The organism is uncultured Rhodococcus sp. (genome assembly GCF_963525155.1).
Lineage (GTDB): Bacteria > Actinomycetota > Actinomycetes > Mycobacteriales > Mycobacteriaceae > Rhodococcus_F > Rhodococcus_F qingshengii.
On sequence record NZ_CAURKP010000019.1, the window covers coordinates 1 to 17,066 of the forward strand.

15 protein-coding genes and 1 pseudogene are annotated in these 17,066 nt (G+C 61.1%); 7 read left to right on the forward strand and 9 right to left on the reverse strand.

Annotated features, from left to right (window positions below):
- A pseudogene (locus RWT78_RS06820) lies at positions 1-299 on the reverse strand (sensor domain-containing diguanylate cyclase); the annotation flags it as partial.
- A 250-nt stretch (positions 300-549) separates the two neighbouring features.
- On the opposite strand from RWT78_RS06820, the gene RWT78_RS06825 reads away from it, so the two are divergent.
- The 6 genes from RWT78_RS06825 to tgt all read left to right on the forward strand — a co-directional run bounded on the left by RWT78_RS06825 (position 550) and on the right by tgt (position 9,417).
- Positions 550-1,179 (forward strand): TetR/AcrR family transcriptional regulator, encoded by a 630-nt coding sequence (locus RWT78_RS06825; protein ID WP_003943912.1) that lies wholly within the window; start codon positions 550-552, stop codon positions 1,177-1,179.
- A gap of 71 nt (positions 1,180-1,250) precedes the next feature.
- Entirely contained in the window at positions 1,251-3,572 is a 2,322-nt protein-coding gene (locus tag RWT78_RS06830; protein WP_314674869.1) for an MMPL family transporter, read from the forward strand.
- 147 nt (positions 3,573-3,719) lie between these two features.
- The gene (locus tag RWT78_RS06835) at positions 3,720-5,453 is read left to right on the forward strand and encodes an ABC transporter ATP-binding protein (protein WP_208689944.1); all 1,734 of its coding nucleotides are present in this window, start codon (positions 3,720-3,722) and stop codon (positions 5,451-5,453) included.
- Positions 5,450-7,381, forward strand: coding sequence for an ABC transporter ATP-binding protein (locus tag RWT78_RS06840; protein ID WP_113683486.1), 1,932 nt, complete (start codon positions 5,450-5,452; stop codon positions 7,379-7,381). Before RWT78_RS06835 ends, RWT78_RS06840 begins: the two co-directional genes overlap by 4 nt.
- A gap of 22 nt (positions 7,382-7,403) precedes the next feature.
- The gene (locus RWT78_RS06845; protein WP_314674873.1) at positions 7,404-8,072 is read left to right on the forward strand and encodes a GPP34 family phosphoprotein; all 669 of its coding nucleotides are present in this window, start codon (positions 7,404-7,406) and stop codon (positions 8,070-8,072) included.
- A gap of 55 nt (positions 8,073-8,127) precedes the next feature.
- On the forward strand, positions 8,128-9,417 hold the full coding sequence (gene tgt / locus RWT78_RS06850) for a tRNA guanosine(34) transglycosylase Tgt (RefSeq protein ID WP_003943982.1): 1,290 nt from the start codon (positions 8,128-8,130) through the stop codon (positions 9,415-9,417).
- On the opposite strand, the gene RWT78_RS06855 is transcribed toward tgt, so the two are convergent.
- The 3 genes from RWT78_RS06855 to RWT78_RS06865 all read right to left on the reverse strand — a co-directional run bounded on the left by RWT78_RS06855 (position 9,408) and on the right by RWT78_RS06865 (position 11,953).
- Positions 9,408-10,142, reverse strand: coding sequence for a queuosine precursor transporter (locus RWT78_RS06855; RefSeq protein WP_314674877.1), 735 nt, complete (start codon positions 10,140-10,142; stop codon positions 9,408-9,410). The genes tgt and RWT78_RS06855 overlap by 10 nt on opposite strands.
- A 117-nt stretch (positions 10,143-10,259) precedes the next feature.
- Complete coding sequence (locus RWT78_RS06860) at positions 10,260-11,225, reverse strand: hypothetical protein (RefSeq protein WP_223304518.1); 966 nt, start codon at positions 11,223-11,225, stop codon at positions 10,260-10,262.
- A gap of 8 nt (positions 11,226-11,233) precedes the next feature.
- Positions 11,234-11,953 carry an RDD family protein gene (locus RWT78_RS06865; protein ID WP_314674882.1) on the reverse strand — a complete coding sequence of 240 codons (720 nt, stop codon included), beginning with the start codon at positions 11,951-11,953 and terminating at the stop codon, positions 11,234-11,236.
- 130 nt (positions 11,954-12,083) lie between these two features.
- On the opposite strand from RWT78_RS06865, the gene RWT78_RS06870 reads away from it, so the two are divergent.
- Positions 12,084-12,737 (forward strand): DUF4190 domain-containing protein, encoded by a 654-nt coding sequence (locus tag RWT78_RS06870; RefSeq protein ID WP_047271551.1) that lies wholly within the window; start codon positions 12,084-12,086, stop codon positions 12,735-12,737.
- 28 nt (positions 12,738-12,765) lie between these two features.
- Here the strand turns inward: RWT78_RS06870 and RWT78_RS06875 are convergent, their stop codons facing one another.
- The 5 genes from RWT78_RS06875 to RWT78_RS06895 form a co-directional block, all read right to left on the reverse strand.
- Entirely contained in the window at positions 12,766-13,506 is a 741-nt protein-coding gene (locus RWT78_RS06875; RefSeq protein ID WP_003943863.1) for an EAL domain-containing protein, read from the reverse strand.
- Between the two features lie 255 nt (positions 13,507-13,761).
- Complete coding sequence (gluQRS, locus tag RWT78_RS06880; protein ID WP_042447725.1) at positions 13,762-14,658, reverse strand: tRNA glutamyl-Q(34) synthetase GluQRS; 897 nt, start codon at positions 14,656-14,658, stop codon at positions 13,762-13,764.
- A gap of 1 nt (position 14,659) precedes the next feature.
- Complete coding sequence (locus RWT78_RS06885; protein ID WP_019746515.1) at positions 14,660-15,268, reverse strand: TetR/AcrR family transcriptional regulator; 609 nt, start codon at positions 15,266-15,268, stop codon at positions 14,660-14,662.
- A 51-nt stretch (positions 15,269-15,319) separates the two neighbouring features.
- The gene (locus RWT78_RS06890; RefSeq protein WP_314674888.1) at positions 15,320-15,880 is read right to left on the reverse strand and encodes a TIGR03086 family metal-binding protein; all 561 of its coding nucleotides are present in this window, start codon (positions 15,878-15,880) and stop codon (positions 15,320-15,322) included.
- 51 nt (positions 15,881-15,931) lie between these two features.
- Positions 15,932-16,999, reverse strand: a complete 1,068-nt coding sequence (locus RWT78_RS06895) for an Lrp/AsnC family transcriptional regulator (RefSeq protein ID WP_064073653.1) — start codon at positions 16,997-16,999, stop codon at positions 15,932-15,934.
- Positions 17,000-17,066 lie beyond the last annotated feature (67 nt).

Below are 17,066 nucleotides of genomic sequence, written 5' to 3' on the forward strand. Positions count from 1 at the left end.
GTTCCGAGATCCGCCCACAGACCGTAGAGCTTGAGCATGCGTGAACCTCTGATTCGGCCGACAAACCAGAGAATCGTGGGGATCAGGTTGACGGTCGCAATGCCGACGAGCCAACTGCGCGCAAACGGTCCGTCCGGGCCCTCCCCGCTAAGGAGAAACAGGAACGCCACGATCGAGAAATTGAGTGAGCAGAATCCGATGGTGAGACGGACGAGACGTAGTACGGAGCCTCGTCCGGACTTCGATCCCCACAGCATCACCGTGGACGAAACCGGCCAGGTATGCAGGAGCGGGTCCATCAGATTCCTTCGCCGAGCAAATTGCGGTTAATTCACCGCAAAGTATGTCAGGCCATGTTGATTCACGCGTCAACTTGGCAGGGGGCGTCACGCGGTGGAGTTGCCCGCAACTCTCTCTGTCGCACTGTTCAGGCATTTGCCGTGCGTGAGTGTGAGGTACGCCTCGAGTTTCCGTGCCGTGTGTTCGATCGCACAATATTGCAGACCTCTGCAAAGTTGCAGAGCTCTGCAAGTTCGGTACCGTGTTGGGGTGATCATCGAACAAGGCCTTCGTGACCGCAAGAAGGCAGCAACCCGTGCCGCACTCAGCGGCGCGGCAGCACGGCTCGCTCGTGCGCTGGGAATCGAATGCGTCACCGCTGACGCAATCGCCTCCGAGGCCGGAGTGTCGACGAGGACGTTCCACAACTACTTCTCCAGCAAGGAGGAGGCAGTGCTCGCCAGTTTCGAGGAATCGGTGACTTTGTGGATCGAGGCGCTTGCGTCACGGCCCGCGGACGAACCTATTCTCGATGTCCTTGAAGAGCTTGTGGTCGAAATCGTGAACGACTCAGGTCCGAGTGGGAGTGAGAAGGCAAGTATCTGGCTGCTGTCGGATTCGAGTCCCGCGCTCTACCGGGATGCCGCAGACATGCATCAGCGGATCAACCGTGCAGTAGTTCAGGCATTGGCGGAACGCACCGGCACCGACGCCGAGAAGGACCTGTACCCGACGCTCCTCCTGGGAGCGGTGGGCGGAGCCGCTAAATCGGTGATCGACGTCTGGACTGGCGGAAAGTCGGAGGCTTCCAGTCCGGAAGAGTTGGTTCACGACGCTTTTCGGCAGATTCGTGCCGGGTTGCCCGCGCCGCCGCCTGCCCCTGAGATGTCGCGTCCCTGAGATGTCTCGTCTCTGAGCCCCACACGTAATACCTGTCCACGTACACGCACCGAAACAGCAAGGAGCCCGTCGTGGCCACCTATCTTTATCGGATCGGCAAGTTCGCCTACCGGCGAAAAGGCGCGGTCCTCAGCGTTTGGCTGATAATCCTGGTCCTGATGGGCGTCGGGGCAGCGACTCTGTCCGGCCCCACCAAGGATTCGTTCTCCATTCCGGGAACCCCGGCGCAGCAGGCGCAAGACCTGATGGCGGAGCGTTTTCCCGACGCGCCCAATCCTATGGATTCGCTGAGCGCGCGATACGTAGTGCAAGCTCCGGCAGGCACGACGCTGGCCGATCCGGCGAACGTCAAGGCCATGGACGACATGCTCGCGAGTATTCGTGGCATCGACAAGGTCGCCGACTCTGCCAAGGTGGACCCGGCGACTGCCACTCCGGAACAGGCCGCGAAGGCGTTGGTCAATCCGGTTACCGGCAACGACTCCATGGTTGCGATGTTCAAGGAAAAGGCTGCTGCGGCTGGAACTTCCGAGACACAGGCCGTGGACGACGCGCGTGCGTTGTCGCCGCTCAGTGCCGACGGCACAGTCGGGTACGTCGAGGTTCCGTTCAGCGGTGACTTCGCCGATCTCGATCAGGCGTTGCGTGATTCGATCAACTCCGCAGCCGATGTCGGTCGGGCCGAGGGACTCAACGTCCAGGTCAGTGGTTCTGCTGCTCAGGAAGCGGAGATGCCCGGTGGTGTCACCGAGCTGATCGGTATCGCCGTTGCCGCTGTCGTTCTGGCCATCACGTTCGGTTCGCTTGTGGCCGCGGGGCTTCCGCTCCTCACCGCGATCATCGGTATCGCTATCGGCAGCCTCGGAATCACGGTTGCCACCGGATTCATGGATCTCAGTTCGATGACTCCGACGCTGGCGATCATGATCGGTCTGGCCGTGGCGATCGACTACTCGCTGTTCATCATGTCCAGGTTCAGGCATGAGCTCACCCTTACCGACAACCGTGCCGAAGCAGCAGGTCGCGCCGTCGGAACCGCCGGTTCCGCAGTGGTATTCGCTGGTTTGACGGTCATCATCGCGCTGGTTGCCTTGCGAGTCGTCGGCATCCCGTTCCTCTCCGATATGGGTGCGGCAGCGGCCTTTACCGTGCTGATCGCGGTTCTGATCGCCTTGACCTTGCTGCCTGCGATCCTGGGTATGTTCGGACGCAAGGCTTTTGCCGGCAAGATTCCCTTCCTCAGCAAGCGCGCAGAGGAGTCCGAAGACGAAGATTCGGGCAAGCCGAAGTTGGCTCTGCGCTTCATCAGTGCCGTCGTCCGTCGTCCGCTCGTGCCGCTGATCGGTGGAGTAGTGCTTCTGGGCGCATTGGCTCTGCCCGCAACGGGATTGAGCCTGGCACTGCCGTCGGAGGCCACCGGTGACCCGGCGACCAGTGCGCGTCAGGCATACGACCTGATCGACGAGGGCTTCGGTGACGGTCGCAACGGACCGCTCATCGCCGTTGTCGACGCGAAGGGGGCCAGCGTTCCCGCCGGGGAGGCCTTTGCGGAGGTCGTCTCGACCATCTCGGGCTTCGATGACGTCCAGAACGCACAGGTCGTCGGGGTCAACGAGGCCGGCGACACCGCGCAGGTACTGATCACTCCGAAGAGTGGTCCGACCGACCCCGCCACGATGGATCTGGTGTCCAGCCTTCGTGGAGCCGAAGGCGGACTCAACGATTCGATCGGCGTCAGCTACGGCATCACCGGTCAGACCGCACTCGAAGGCGACGTTTCGGACACGCTGAAGGATGCGTTGGTGCCCTACCTGGCCGTCGTCGTCGGCCTTGCATTCATCTTGTTGCTCTTGGTGTTCCGTTCGATCCTGGTTCCGCTGACGGCGACGCTCGGCTTCCTGCTCAGCGTGCTCGCGACATTCGGTGCGACGGTGGCGATCTTCCAGCACGGTTGGTTGGGCATCATCTCGAACCCGCAACCACTCGTGAGTTTCATGCCGATCTTCCTGATCGGTGTGGTGTTCGGACTCGCGATGGACTACCAGGTGTTCCTCGTGACGCGTATGCGTGAGGAGTACGTCCACGGCGCGAGCGCGAAGGAGGCCGTGACCATCGGCTTCAACCATGGCGCCCGGGTCGTCAGTGCGGCCGCGGTCATCATGATCTCCGTGTTCGGTGCCTTCATCGCGGAACCGAACTCGTTCATCAAGTCGATCGGCTTCGCGCTTGCCGCGGCGGTGTTCTTCGACGCCTTCATCGTGCGCATGGTGATCATCCCGTCCGTCATGGCACTGCTCGGCGACAAGGCGTGGTGGTTGCCGAAGTGGCTGGACAAGATTCTGCCGAACGTCGACATCGAGGGTGAGAAGCTCAGCAAGGCCCTCCTTGAATAAAAGGAAGCGCAGCTTCAGTCCGAATCTGCTTGAACTCTGGTGTGCGCATTTATTAACCCCCCGCGTTTAAAAATGGCGCACAGCAGTTTTTGTGTATCGAAATATCCAGCGGCACATGTCGGCCAGGATTGGTAACCTTCGCTCACTATGCTGATCAGGCTGCTGCGCACTTATCTGACGCCGTACCGGGGTGAACTCACGGGCGTTGTCGTCCTGCAGTTTATTTCGACTATGGCGGCCCTTTACCTTCCGAGTCTCAACGCCGACATCATCGACAACGGCGTGACCAAAGGCGACACCGGCTACATCCTCTCCACCGGCGGGATGATGCTGATGGTCACGCTCACGCAGATCCTGTGCTCGGTGGGTGCCGTCTTCTTCGGTGCGCGAGTCGCCATGGGCGTCGGACGCGATCTCCGGGCGTCGGTGCTGCATCAGGTCGGGACGTTTTCGGCCCGAGAGGTCGGGCACTTCGGTGCGCCTTCGCTGATCACCCGCAACACCAACGACGTCCAGCAAGTGCAGATGATGGTCGTGATGAGTTGCACCATCCTCGTCATGGCGCCGATCATGTGCGTCGGCGGCATCATCATGGCTCTGCGCCAGGACCTGAATCTGTCCTGGATCCTGGGGATCAGCGTGCCGCTTCTCGTAGTCTCGATGGGTTTCCTGATTGCCCGGATGGTCCCCGGATTCAGGGTCATGCAGGGCCGCCTCGACGCCGTCAACCGTGTTCTTCGCGAACAGATCACGGGCATCCGTGTCGTCCGAGCGTTTGTACGGGAACCGTACGAGGTAGAGCGTTTCGGCGACGCCAACCGTGAGCTGACGGAGACTGCACTCGGCGTCGGCCGCCTCATGGCACTGATGTTCCCGCTCGTGATGCTGATCAGCAATGTCACCAGCGTCGCGGTCATCTGGTTCGGTGGCCATCAGATCAACGAGGGCTCGATGCAGATCGGCTCGCTCACCGCGATGCTCAGCTACATCATGCAGATCCTGATGGCCGTCATGATGGCCACCTTCATGGCGGTGATGCTGCCGCGTGCGTCGGTGTGCGCCGAACGTATCTCCGAAGTACTCGACACGGATTCGTCGGTGATTCCGCCCGAGAACCCGGTCCGAGAACTGAAGGACCCGGGAGTCGTCGAACTTCGTGGCGCTCAGTTCCAGTTCCCCGGTGCCGAGGAACCTGTATTGCGCGACATCACGTTCCGTGCCGAACCCGGCAAGACGACGGCGATCATCGGCGGCACCGGATCGGGAAAGACCACTCTGCTCAACCTGATTCCGCGATTGATCGACTCCACCTCCGGATCGGTATCGGTGGGAGGAGTCAACGTCCGCGACATCGACACGGAACTGCTCTGCTCGGTGATCGGTCTGGTCCCGCAGAAGCCGTATCTGTTCTCGGGCACTGTCGCCACCAATCTCCGCTACGGAAACCCCGAAGCTACCGACGAATGGCTGTGGGAGTGCCTCGAGATCGCCCAAGCTGCCGACTTCGTCCGCGCCATGCCCGAAGGCCTGGACACACCGGTGGCACAAGGCGGTACGACGGTATCGGGCGGCCAGCGTCAGAGACTCGCCATCGCCAGAGCGTTGGTGCGTAAGCCACAGATCTATCTGTTCGACGATTCCTTCTCGGCACTCGACCTCACTACTGATGCGAGGCTGCGTGCGGCGCTCCGGCCGGTCACGCAAGACGCCTGCATCGTCGTTGTCGCGCAGCGTATTTCCACCATCGTGGAAGCCGATCAGATCATCGTGCTCGACGACGGCGCCATCGTGGGGATCGGCACGCACGACGAACTCGTGGTCAGTTGTCCCACCTACGGCGAAATCGTCGCCTCTCAGCTAGCCGTACAGGACGCATCATGAGCAATCGGCCGACTTCCTCGCCTCCCATCGGCCCGCCCGGCGGCGGTGATCCCACAAAGAAGGCCATGAACTTCGGCCCTTCGCTCAAACGTCTCCTTGGACGCTTGAGCCCCGACAAGCCGATCGTCATCCTGATCTTCGCTTTGGTGACGGCAAGCGTCGTACTTTCCTCGATCGCGCCGAAGATCCTGGGAAACGCCACCAACCTGATCTTCGACGGCATCGTCAGCAAGCAACTCCAGCCGGGGACGACAAAGGAACAGGCTGTCGAAGGATTGCGCGCTTCGGGGCAGGGTCAGCTCGCCGACATGGTGTCCGGCATGGCAGTTGTGCCTGGAACCGGAATCGATTTCGACGCAGTCGGCAAGGTCTTGATGATCGTGCTGCTGCTGTTCGTCTGCGCGTCGCTGTTCAGTTGGCTGCAGGCGTATCTGCTCAACATCGTGGTCCAGCGAACCGTTCGTCGTCTGCGTGAGGACGTCGAGCAGAAGATTCACCGACTTCCCTTGCGGTACTTCGATACCCATGCCCGCGGTGATGTTCTCTCACGCGTGACCAATGACATCGACAACGTCGCGCAGAGCTTGCAGCAGACGCTCAGTCAGTTGGTCATGTCGGTGATGACCGTCCTGGGCATTCTGGTGATGATGCTGTGGATCTCGCCGCTACTCGCCCTGATTGCGGTGGCAACCGTTCCGCTGTCGATCATGGTCACGGCTTTCATCGCGAAGCGTTCACAAAAACACTTCGTCGCCCAGTGGAAGAGCACCGGCGGAATCAACGCGCAGGTCGAGGAAGCATTCAGCGGCCACGAGTTGGTCAAGGTGTTCGGTCGCCAGCAGGAGGTCGAGGAGCGCTTCCGCAAGCAGAACGAGGATCTGTACGAGTCCAGCTTCAAGGCGCAGTTCATCTCCGGTCTGGTCATGCCGGCCGTGATGTTCCTGGGCAACCTCAACTACGTCGCCATCGCAGTGGTGGGTGGCATGCGCGTCGCATCCGGAACGATGACCCTCGGCGACGTGCAAGCGTTCATCCAGTACTCGCGGCAGTTCACCCAGCCGCTCACGCAGATCGCGTCGATGACCAATCTGCTGCAGTCCGGTGTCGCTTCGGCCGAGCGGGTCTTCGCGCTGCTCGACCAAGAGGAGCAGTCGGAGGACCCGAAGAGTGCGAAGTCGCCCACGGTCGACAAGGGTCGCGTCAAGTTCGAAAACGTCACCTTCAGTTACAAGCCGGAACAGCCGCTGATCGAGGACCTGTCCCTGACTGCCGAGCCGGGTCAGATGGTTGCGATCGTCGGACCCACCGGCGCCGGCAAGACCACCCTCGTCAACCTCATCCTGCGGTTCTACGAACTCAATTCGGGCCGAATCACTTTGGACGGCATCGACATCGCCGACATGACGCGAGACGATCTGCGCTCACGGATCGGCATGGTTCTGCAGGACGCATGGCTGTTCGGTGGAACCATCCGCGAGAACATCGCCTACGGCAAGCCTGGTGCCACCGACGAGGAGATTCGTCGTGCGGCCGAGATGAGCTACGTCGACAAGTTCGTGCACTCTCTGCCTGAGGGTTACGACACGGTCATCGACGAGGAAGGCAGCAACGTCAGTGCGGGCGAGAAGCAGCTCATCACTATCGCCCGCGCCTTCATCTCGCAGCCGTCCATCCTGATCCTCGACGAGGCGACCAGTTCGGTGGACACACGCACCGAACTGCTGGTCCAGAGCGCCACCGCGGTTCTGCGCAACGACCGCACCAGCTTTGTCATCGCGCACCGTCTTTCGACAATTCGTGATGCGAACCTGATCGTGGTGATGGAGGAAGGCCGGATCGTGGAGCAGGGGAGCCATGAGGCTCTGCTCGAATCCCGCGGCGCGTACTTCCGTCTGTACAACAGCCAATTCGTGGGCGCGGAGATCTGATCGCACTACTACGGTGGTGAGCATGCTGATTGCCGAGGATCTGCTGTTGCTCGCCACCGACGACGTCAGCGGAAAGCTACTGCGTTCGTCGTCCTACGTCGATGTTGCGCTCGGAGGCGCCTTGTTGGTCGAGCTTGTGCTTGCCGACCGCGTCCACCTCGACGGCGCCGGATGGCGGGCGCGGGCAGTCGTCATCGACAATCGGCCACTCGCGGATCCCACTCTCAACGCTGCATTGGCACGGCTGGCCGAGAAGCCACCGGCCCGGCCGACTGCGGTGGTGAACCGACTTGCGAAGGGCGCAAGGAAGGCGCTCTACGCGGGTATGGGAGCGCGCGGAATTGTGACGGCCGTGGAACATCAAGTGCTCGGGATCTTTCCGAACGTCAGATGGCCGGCGACCAATCCGCGGTACGAGGATCAACTGCGCCTCGTGCTGCGTGAGATTCTGCTGGGGGTCCGCCAACCCACCCCCACCGAAGGTGCATTGGTGTCGATCTTGGCAGGCGCGAACATGCTCAAGGTGGTTGTTCCGGCCGATCAGTTCAAGGCGGCGAAAGCGCGAGCGAAAGTGCTGTCGCAAGGAAACTGGGCGAGCGAGGCAGTGCGGCAGTCGATCGCGGCGACGCAGGCAGCCACCACTGCGGCGCTCACCGCAACGATTGCAGCGTCGGCATCCTCGGGATCGTGAACGTAGCGATACTGCACGACGTGCCCCTTTCTGCGGCTGTGACAGGATTGAACCCGTGACTTCTGCAGTACCGACACCGCCCGCGCCCTCCGTCGACAAGCGTCCCGAGTCGATTTTCACCATTGGGACCAGGCTCGAGGACCGGCTCGGACGCACCGGCACCATCCACACACCGCACGGTGATATCGCGACGCCGTCGTTCGTGGCCGTCGGAACCAAGGCCACGGTCAAGGCCGTGCTGCCCGAGTCCATGAAGGAACTCGGTGCGCAGTCGTTGCTCGCCAATGCTTACCACCTGTACCTGCAGCCGGGCCCCGACATCGTCGACGAGGCCGGCGGGCTGGGCAAGTTCATGAACTGGGACGGGCCCACCTTCACCGACAGCGGTGGCTTCCAGGTGATGTCTCTTGGCGTCGGGTTCAAGAAGGTGCTCGCGATGGAGGCCGTCGGCGTGCAGTCCGACGACGTCATCGCAAAGGGCAAAGAGCGTCTCGCGACGGTCGACGACGAGGGCGTGACCTTCAAATCGCACCTCGACGGCAGCAAGCATCGCTTCACCCCCGAGGTGTCGATGCAGATTCAGCATCAGCTCGGCGCCGACATCATGTTCGCGTTCGACGAGCTCACCACGCTGCTCAACACCCGCGGCTATCAGGAGCGATCGGTCGAGCGCACGCAGGCCTGGGCGATCCGCTGTATCAATGAACACGAGAAGCTCACCGCCGAACGCGCTGGCAAGCCGTATCAGGCTCTCTTCGGCGTGATCCAAGGCGCGCAGTACGAAGATCTGCGACGTCAAGCCTGCCGCGGACTCGAGTCGATCGAAGGCGAGAACGGATACGGCTTCGACGGCTACGGCATCGGCGGCGCCCTCGAGAAGCAGAACCTCGGAACGATCGTGCGTTGGTGTAACGAGGAACTACCCGAGAACAAGCCGCGTCATATGCTCGGCATCAGTGAACCGGACGACTTCTTCGTCGCAATCGAGAACGGCGCGGACACTTTCGACTGCGTCAACCCGTCGCGTGTTGCTCGCAATGCTGCGATTTACGTCCGCTCCGGCAGGTTCAACATCAACACCAGCCGATTCCGTCGTGACTTCACGCCTATCGACGACGAGTGCGACTGCTACACGTGCGCCAATTACACCCGCGCGTACATCCATCACCTCTTCAAGGCGAAGGAAATGCTCGCGTCGACGCTTTGCACCATCCACAACGAGCGATTCACCGTGAAGTTGGTCGACGATATCCGAGCCAGCATCGAAGGTGGGTATTTCCACGACTTCAAGGCAGACATGCTCGGAAAGTTCTACGCGGCGAAGACGCCTGCACCTCAGGCGTAGGTCGGTTCGCGCTTCTTCACGTATGCGATGACGCGGTAGGTGATCGGCATGACCAGTACCTCGACAAGCGTCTTCCACAGGAAGCCGACCAGCACGTAGTTGATGAAGTCTTCCCATGTGCTGATGCCGATGACACCGGCCGCGATGGAACAGAAGATGAGGGTATCGGCGAATTCGCCGACGACGGTCGAGCCGATCAGTCGCGCCCACAGATGCTTCTCCTGCATGCGCTTTTTCATCATGACCAGAACCAGTGAGTTCAGTAGCTGTCCGACGAGGTAGGCGGCCAAGCCTGCGACCAGTAGCCGGGGAATGACACCGACCACGGTTTCGAGGGCGGTCTGGTTCTCGTAGAACTCTGCCGACGGGAGTTGCACTGCAATCCAGAAGCACGCAGCGGCAAGAATCAGTGCGCCGAAGCCCAGGTAGATCGCGCGTCGGGTCGCTTTGAAGCCGTAGACCTCGCTGAGCACGTCACCGAGGACGTAGGCGAGCGGGAACAAGAAGAATCCACCATCGGTGATGATGGGCAGAATCTGCAAGGGACCGAGCGAGAAGTCGGAATCCGCAAAGAAGGCGACCCCCTTGGTCGCCGCCACGTTCGAGATCAGCAGCGTTGCGGTGAAGAGCGCGACGATCGTCGGGTAATAACCCCGGCTGACGTGCGCAAATTTGGTTTCGTGGGTCGATTCGTCTTGCTGATCCTGAGCTGTCACGTCCGTCATCCAAGCACCACAAGGCGCTCGGATGCGAGTTGGCGACCGTCCAGTTGCGCAGAACACACCGAAGGCCCTGCGGTTTCACGTGGAACCGCAGGGCCTTCGGTGATGCAAACGAACGGATCAGGCAGCTACATGGCCGCCGGTCAGCACGCGGTATGCGTAGGTGCTGGCGATCAACGCGACGGGTGCCGTCACCAGAAGACCGATTCCACACAGCAGCGCACCGACGATGTTGATACCGATCAGAGCGAGCGCCAGCAGGACCAACGTTCCGACGTTCGACGAGGTCAACGCGTAACTCGATTTGATGCCCGAAATCGCATCCTGGTTCTTGTCCACGATGAAGGTCAGCGTGTAGTAGAGCAGGAACGCCGCGATGATGCCGGGAATGATGCAGAGAGCCAAACCGACGTAAGTGGCTACGGCTACGAGGAAACCGCCGAGAACAACTGCGCCGATGTTGGTGAATTGGAAGAAGGTGCCGAAGGCCGGCTTGATTCCATCCAATTCGCTCAATGCTCCGCGGAGGAATGCGGCTTGGATGATGTAGCCGACGATAGCGGTGACCAATCCACCCACAATGGACAGCGCGCTGAACTCTGTGTTGGTGTAGTCGAAACCGTTGAAAGCGCCCTGGATCAGTCCGGCGATCAAGAACGCGATGATCGAGATTCCGATCCAAACCAATGCGTTGTCTTTGAACTTGTTCCAGCCGTAGGTAATTGCCGCACCCACGGAAAGCTGCGGTCCACCGAATCCTGCGCCGTAGTCGTTGGCGGGCGGCGGTGGGAAGTTACCGCCTCCGGGAGGTGGCGGGTATCCACCGGGCGGTGGGTAGTTGCCACCGGGAGGGGGATAGCTTCCGCCCTGAGGCGGCGGCGGATATCCACCTGGCGGCGGGTAATTGCCACCTTGAGGAGGTGGGGGGTATCCACCAGGCGGCGGGTAGCTTCCGCCCTGCGGAGGCCCCGCCGGCGGAGGATAGCTCCCAGGAGGAGGCGTTCCCTGCTGGCCGTAGGGATCCTGGGGCGGGAATTGCTTTCCGTCCTCGGGATTCTGGTTGGGGTCGTGCCCACCGGTTGTCATATGCGCACCTAACCCTTGACTACCTGAGTTCCACCAGCGAGCTCGTCATGCTTGCCCTGCTTGGTGGGGCTGTTGTTGATCGTGACCGCGATGACGATGTAGGCGATGAGCGCGAGAAGGCTACCTACGATCGGAATGATCGAGAGCAACGTGAAGGCGTTGCGAATCGCAGACTGCTGGACTGAGGGGCGCGGTGCGCCGCCCGGACCGTGTACGGAAAGGCCCAGAATCATCTTTCCCAGAGTTCGACCCTGCGATACCTCCATTGCGACGAAGTACGCGAAGGTCAGAATTCCGGAGAACAGTCCGGAGATCAGGATCAAACTGTCGGAGTCACTGACCAATAGAGCCAGAATCGTCGCGATGATGCCGACGATGATGCCGTCGATGATGCGGGCGCCGAGTCGAATCCACAGATCGCCCGGCTGAGCACCCGAAGGCAGCCGGTTTCCTCCGCCGTACGCACCTTGGTCGTTGAACTGCGGAGGCGGCGGGAAGTTTCCGCCCTGGGGCGGCGGCGGGTATCCACCGGGAGGCGGGTAGTTGCCACCCTGAGGGGGCGGGAAGTTTCCGCCCTGCGGGGGCGGGTAGCTTCCGCCTTGCGGGGGGCCGGCGGGAGGGGGGTAACTTCCGGGAGGAGGTGTTCCCTGCTGGCCATATGGATCCTGGGGTGGGAATTGCTTCCCGCCTTCTGGATTCTGGTTGGGGTCGTACCCACCGGTTGTCATGTGTTCCCCTCAGTCGTAAATATCGCGCTCGAGTGTGACAGTGGATATGACCCTACTGGGATCAAAGAGCGATGTGGATGACATCTGCTCACTTGGATTCGGAGGTCACCTGTGGTTTAGGCTGCGTTGTATGACGAGTTCCGGGGGCAACAACGACGATTCTTCGAGCGATTACCAGGCAAAACCTGGGTACGGAGAATTTCCGAGCCTGCCTCCTGAGGGGTACGGCGTGTCCCCGTCCGAAACGCAGTCTTCACCTGAAGTTCCCGGATATACCACTCCCAACGAGCAGTACCCGGGTTATCCACCGCCGTCGTACAACCCGCCCGGTAATAACCCCCAGCCGGGCGGAATCGGTGAACCGAACCCGTACCTGCCGCCGCAGAATTTCGGACCGCAGAATCAATATCAGCAGAATCAATATCAGCAATCCGGACAATACGGACAAGCTCAATACGGACAGCCTCAGTACGGCCAACCTCCGAACCCGTACGGTCAACCGAATCAATTCGCGGGTGGGTACGCACCGCCGATGCAGCCGGTCGGCACCAATGGTCTCGCAATTGCATCGCTGGTTGTATCGCTTGCGGGTGGTTGCTTCTACAGTCTCGGCGGAATCGTCGGAATCATTCTGGGAATTGTCGCGCTCAATCAGATCAAGCAGACAGGTCAACAGGGGCGCGGGCTTGCGATAGCCGGAATTGCGGTCGGTGCGGCCTTCTTGGCAATTTTTGCCGTGATTCTCGTGGTCGCACTCATAGCGAGTGCATCGTCGTCGTACTGAAGTGTCGTCGTGCTGAAGTGGCGAGCGCTCACACGGGAGTGACGACGGACGACGCAGGAAGTGGCTTGCCGAAGTAATAGCCCTGGCCCATGTCGCAGCCGGCCCGCAAGACGTTGGCTGCGTGTTCCGCGGTTTCGACGCCCTCTGCGATCGAATCAAGCCCTAGCTTTCGAGCGATGTCGGCGATGGACTCCATGACCATGAAGGCACGGTCTCCAGCACGACCCGCTGCGCTGACGGCCCAGGTCAAGGATTGGTCGATCTTGAGAATGTCGAGCGGCAATTCCGACAATGCGGAGAAAGACGCGAAGCCCGCCCCGAAATCATCCAGCGCGATTCGAATTCCCTCGTTGTGCAAGACGTGAAGAGTCTCGGCGGCATGCCGGCCTACGACGCCGAGTTCGGTGACTTCCACGATTATTCTGCTCAGTGGCGTTTGTGAACTGTCGAGCGCTCCGAGGATCTCGTGAGCGGCGTGCGGGGTAGCGAGTTGGCGAGGCGAAAAGTTGACCGCGACCATCATGTGCTCAGGCCACGACGCTGTTTGGGCACAAATCATTTCCAGAGCTTGTAGCCCGATGGGAATGATGAGCCCAGAGGATTCGGCGGAGCGCATGAAATCTTGAGGTTCGATCAACCCTCGCAGCGGATGGCGCCAACGCAAAAGAGCTTCATAGCTGATAATTGCTGACGAGTTCAGATTGACCTGGGGTTGATACAACACCTCGAATTGATGGTCGTCGAGTGCCTCGCGAAGCTCGCGGACCATGCGTATTCCTTTTCGTCCTGAGTCGCCCGTGCCGCACGTGCGTGTCAGCGTGGATGCTGCAAGTGGGTACTGTGGTCGGATTCCAGGTTCAGATCCCGGGCGTGGTTTTGCAGGAACAACTCGCCCTGAATTTCCTTCGCCAGTCTCGACCGTACTTCACTATTCGAGAATTGCCAACGAATAGCTATTGCGGACGGCTTTGTCATATCGGACAATCGTAGTTTTGTTCCGACGAGGCACCGATTGATACGTCACTTACTTCGCCGGGAAAATCCACGGGGTCCGGGGGATCTTGCGAGAGTCGAATCGATCCGCCAATTGGGGTGGTGTGACAACCTCGCCGGGTTCGGCGAGACCGATGCTCGACGCGATCATCGTCAGAACCTGCTCGGTACTGCGTCCGGCCTCGAGTTGATCTGCCAGAGTCACTGCGCCGTCGCGCTTCGCGAGTCGCTTGCCTTCACTGTTCAAGGCAAGAGGAACGTGGGCGTACGACGGTGGTTCGATGTCGAGCAGCTGGGCAAGGTATGCCTGACGTGGAGCCGAGGTCAGGAGGTCGTCGCCGCGAACCACCTGGTCGATGTTCTGTGCACCGTCGTCGACGACAACGGCAAGGTTGTAAGCGGGCACCCCGTCTCCGCGGAGCAGGACGACGTCGTCGACTGGTCCCGTCACCTCGCCGAACAGTTCGTCATGGACGGTGAACGAGTCGATGCCGGCCCGTAGCCTCAGCGCGGGAGATCGGCCACTTGCCGATTTCTCGGCGCGTTCGGCCTCCGAAAGGTTCCGACACGTGCCGGGGTAGGCGCCGTCTGGAGCATGGGGCGCTGACGGTGCCTGCAGGATCTCCTTGCGTGTGCAGAAGCAGGGATAGGTCAGGTCACGCTCGCGCAATTGGTCGATAGCCTTGTGGTACAAGGGAAGACGGTGTGACTGCAATACGACTGGGCCGTCCCACGTGAGGCCGAGCCTGCGCAGATCGTCGAGTTGTCGTTCCATCGCGCCGGGGCGGACACGGTCGAGATCCTCTACCCGAATGAGGAAGTCGCGCCCGCTGGTGCGGGCGAACAGCCAGGCCAGGAGGGCAGTCCGGAGGTTTCCCAGATGGAGATCGCCGGACGGGCTCGGCGCGAAACGCCCTGCTCCTTCCACGTCAGCTGGCGAGCCCGACGGAGGCGAGCGGGTTCTCGGCGTCGTGCAGGGTGAGGCGGATCTGGGTTTCCAAAGCGTGATCGAGGTACTGCGGCGGATACATGGCGGGGCTTCCGAGTGCGTCGAGTGCCAATCCATTGACGGTTGAAAGCAGAAGTGCCGCTCTGGTTTCCGCTTCCGGAGTTCCGATGCCGATCAGAACTGTCGAGATGCCGGTGCGGATTGTGAACAGGGTTGTCCGGCGAATTTCGGAGAGTGACTCACTGGTTGCGGCGCGCACGGCAAACGCGGCGAGCACATGCGCCTCACGCGTGCGTTGCTCGTCGAGGGGCAGGAGTTGCGAGAGCGCCTGGAACAGGGCGGTATGCGGGTCCGCGTCGGCGGACGATTCGGCCAGTCGCGTCAACAATCGATCGACGAGTGTTCGCAGTGCGAATGCGAACATCTCGTCCTTGGTCGAGAAATGATGTTGCACTGCGCCGATCGAGACACCCGCCCGTTTTGCGACCTCGCGAACGCTGGCATTTTCCAGTCCGGATTCCGCGGCGACATCGAACAATGCCGCCGCAAGCAGGTCTGGACTCGTGGAGGATTTTCGGCGTTCCGGCATACCGCGACATTACATGCGTATGGAAGCAATGCCCACGTCAGGGGTGCTTTTTCACGCCTTCCGGCCGAGGAAGGCAAGGAGTTTCGTCGCTTTGTCAGCGTTGTCCGGAACCTGTATTTCCGGGCCGCACACACCGCTCATGCGGATCGACTCGCCCAGGCCCGCGGCGATCTCCGACACCCACTCCACGTCCGCGTCTCGCATCGTCGTATCGGTGCCGGTTGCGGCCGCGAGGTCCCAACCGTGGATGACCAGATCGAAACACAAGAACCCTTCGACCGTGGCCCCGAGGTTGGTCCTGCCGAAGTGCCCGTCGTATTCCAGGGTGGACTCTGCCGGATCGTCCAGAATTTCCTGCATCGAATCGCGGACGGCCGCCCAGGCTGCCGACGGGTCGTCGTCGACCGACGGGCCGGGTGCCAATTCCAGGCCGACTACCTTGACCATGTCTCGTTCGCTGTCGAGCACGTGTCTCACCACGTCGCGGGCGGTCCAGCCCTCGCAGGGGGAAGCGTCGTCCCAGCGGTCGGCGGGTACGGCGTCGATCCGGGCCGTGAATCCGGCGGCCAGATCCCGATAACGCTGGGCGGGGGAGATCTCTGTTGAAGTCATGACAGCAATCCTTCTCCACCGCGGCGCGTCATGATTGATTATTTCGGACATTCACTCGATCTCCGGGGCTTCCGCCCAGATGTCCATCGGTACAACCCCGGCACTCTTGCCTTCGTCATCGAGAAGTCGGCCCACCCTCTTCATCGATCGCAGCACCACTGACCTGTTCAGCACCACCAGGCCCGGTGCCTCTTGTGCGAGTTGTACTTCGGTAATGGGAGTTTCGCGAAGGGAGTGTGCGGCGATCGCGAGCAGTGTGTTGGCGCGCCCACCGGATATCCGCATGCACACTCGTGTTCCAGGCACTCGTTCCACCAGCGCACGAATCGTCGACCGGTCCGTGGGATCGACATATCCCCACACCCAGGTCACGAGGGGCCAGCCGGACAGCGGTAGAGACACGTCGCAGCGGAACACGATCTGGTTGCGCGACGTCAGTTCGGCAAGTCGCCGCCTGACCGTACTTTCGCTGAGGCCGGTACCGACCGTGAGCTCGGCAATCGAGGATCGACCGTCCTCGCCCAGCTTCAATATCAATTGGCGGTCGACCGCGTCGAAGGTCTTCCCGTGATGGCGCTGATCCGTCGGAGCATATTTGTAGCGCACAGGCCGGTCTGTCATCGTCGCCCGCTGCGCGGCATCGAGTACCTGCAATTTCCAGTCGTCTCCGATCGCGAAGACCTCGGTGACGAGGTGTGCACGCGAACTGACGATCCCGGGCACCGACGCGAGTGAGCGAAGCAGGAAACGCGACAGGAAAGCCATGTCTCTGACCTCGACGAGAAGAGTCAAGTCGCCTGGGCCGCTTGTGTGTTCGACGCTCAGCACGTGCGGCCAGCGGGCAAGTCGTTCTGCAATCGTCAACGCGTTCGAAGTCGTGCAGTCGACTTCGACAAAAGCCAGACACGATTCCGGACGGCCATGGCCGGTTGCCCTGGCAGAGACCCAGGCGGTGCCGGAATCCTGTAACCGCTGCCAGCGGCGAGCCACGGTAACCGGATCTACTTTGAGCGCGTCGCCAACCGTGCGCCACGACGCTCGCGGGTCGAGTTGCAGGCAATTGATCAGGGCGAGGTCGACGTCGTCCAGTACGGCGGAATCCTGCGTTTCTTCGATCATGGTGCAAGTATCGTGCATCTTCATTGTGTCTGGGATCACTTCATTCATGCTCGAAGGGCAGAACGCG

Coding starts and splice junctions, on each gene's coding strand:
- RWT78_RS06895 (WP_064073653.1), bottom strand. CDS start 16,999: ATGATCGAAGAAACGCAGGATTCCGCCGTACTGGACGACGTCGACCTC.
- RWT78_RS06860 (WP_223304518.1), bottom strand. CDS start 11,225: ATGACAACCGGTGGGCACGACCCCAACCAGAATCCCGAGGACGGAAAG.
- RWT78_RS06865 (WP_314674882.1), bottom strand. CDS start 11,953: ATGACAACCGGTGGGTACGACCCCAACCAGAATCCAGAAGGCGGGAAG.
- RWT78_RS06845 (WP_314674873.1), top strand. CDS start 7,404: ATGCTGATTGCCGAGGATCTGCTGTTGCTCGCCACCGACGACGTCAGC.
- RWT78_RS06890 (WP_314674888.1), bottom strand. CDS start 15,880: ATGACTTCAACAGAGATCTCCCCCGCCCAGCGTTATCGGGATCTGGCC.
- RWT78_RS06885 (WP_019746515.1), bottom strand. CDS start 15,268: ATGCCGGAACGCCGAAAATCCTCCACGAGTCCAGACCTGCTTGCGGCG.
- RWT78_RS06840 (WP_113683486.1), top strand. CDS start 5,450: ATGAGCAATCGGCCGACTTCCTCGCCTCCCATCGGCCCGCCCGGCGGC.
- RWT78_RS06870 (WP_047271551.1), top strand. CDS start 12,084: ATGACGAGTTCCGGGGGCAACAACGACGATTCTTCGAGCGATTACCAG.
- RWT78_RS06855 (WP_314674877.1), bottom strand. CDS start 10,142: ATGACGGACGTGACAGCTCAGGATCAGCAAGACGAATCGACCCACGAA.
- RWT78_RS06875 (WP_003943863.1), bottom strand. CDS start 13,506: ATGGTCCGCGAGCTTCGCGAGGCACTCGACGACCATCAATTCGAGGTG.
- RWT78_RS06835 (WP_208689944.1), top strand. CDS start 3,720: ATGCTGATCAGGCTGCTGCGCACTTATCTGACGCCGTACCGGGGTGAA.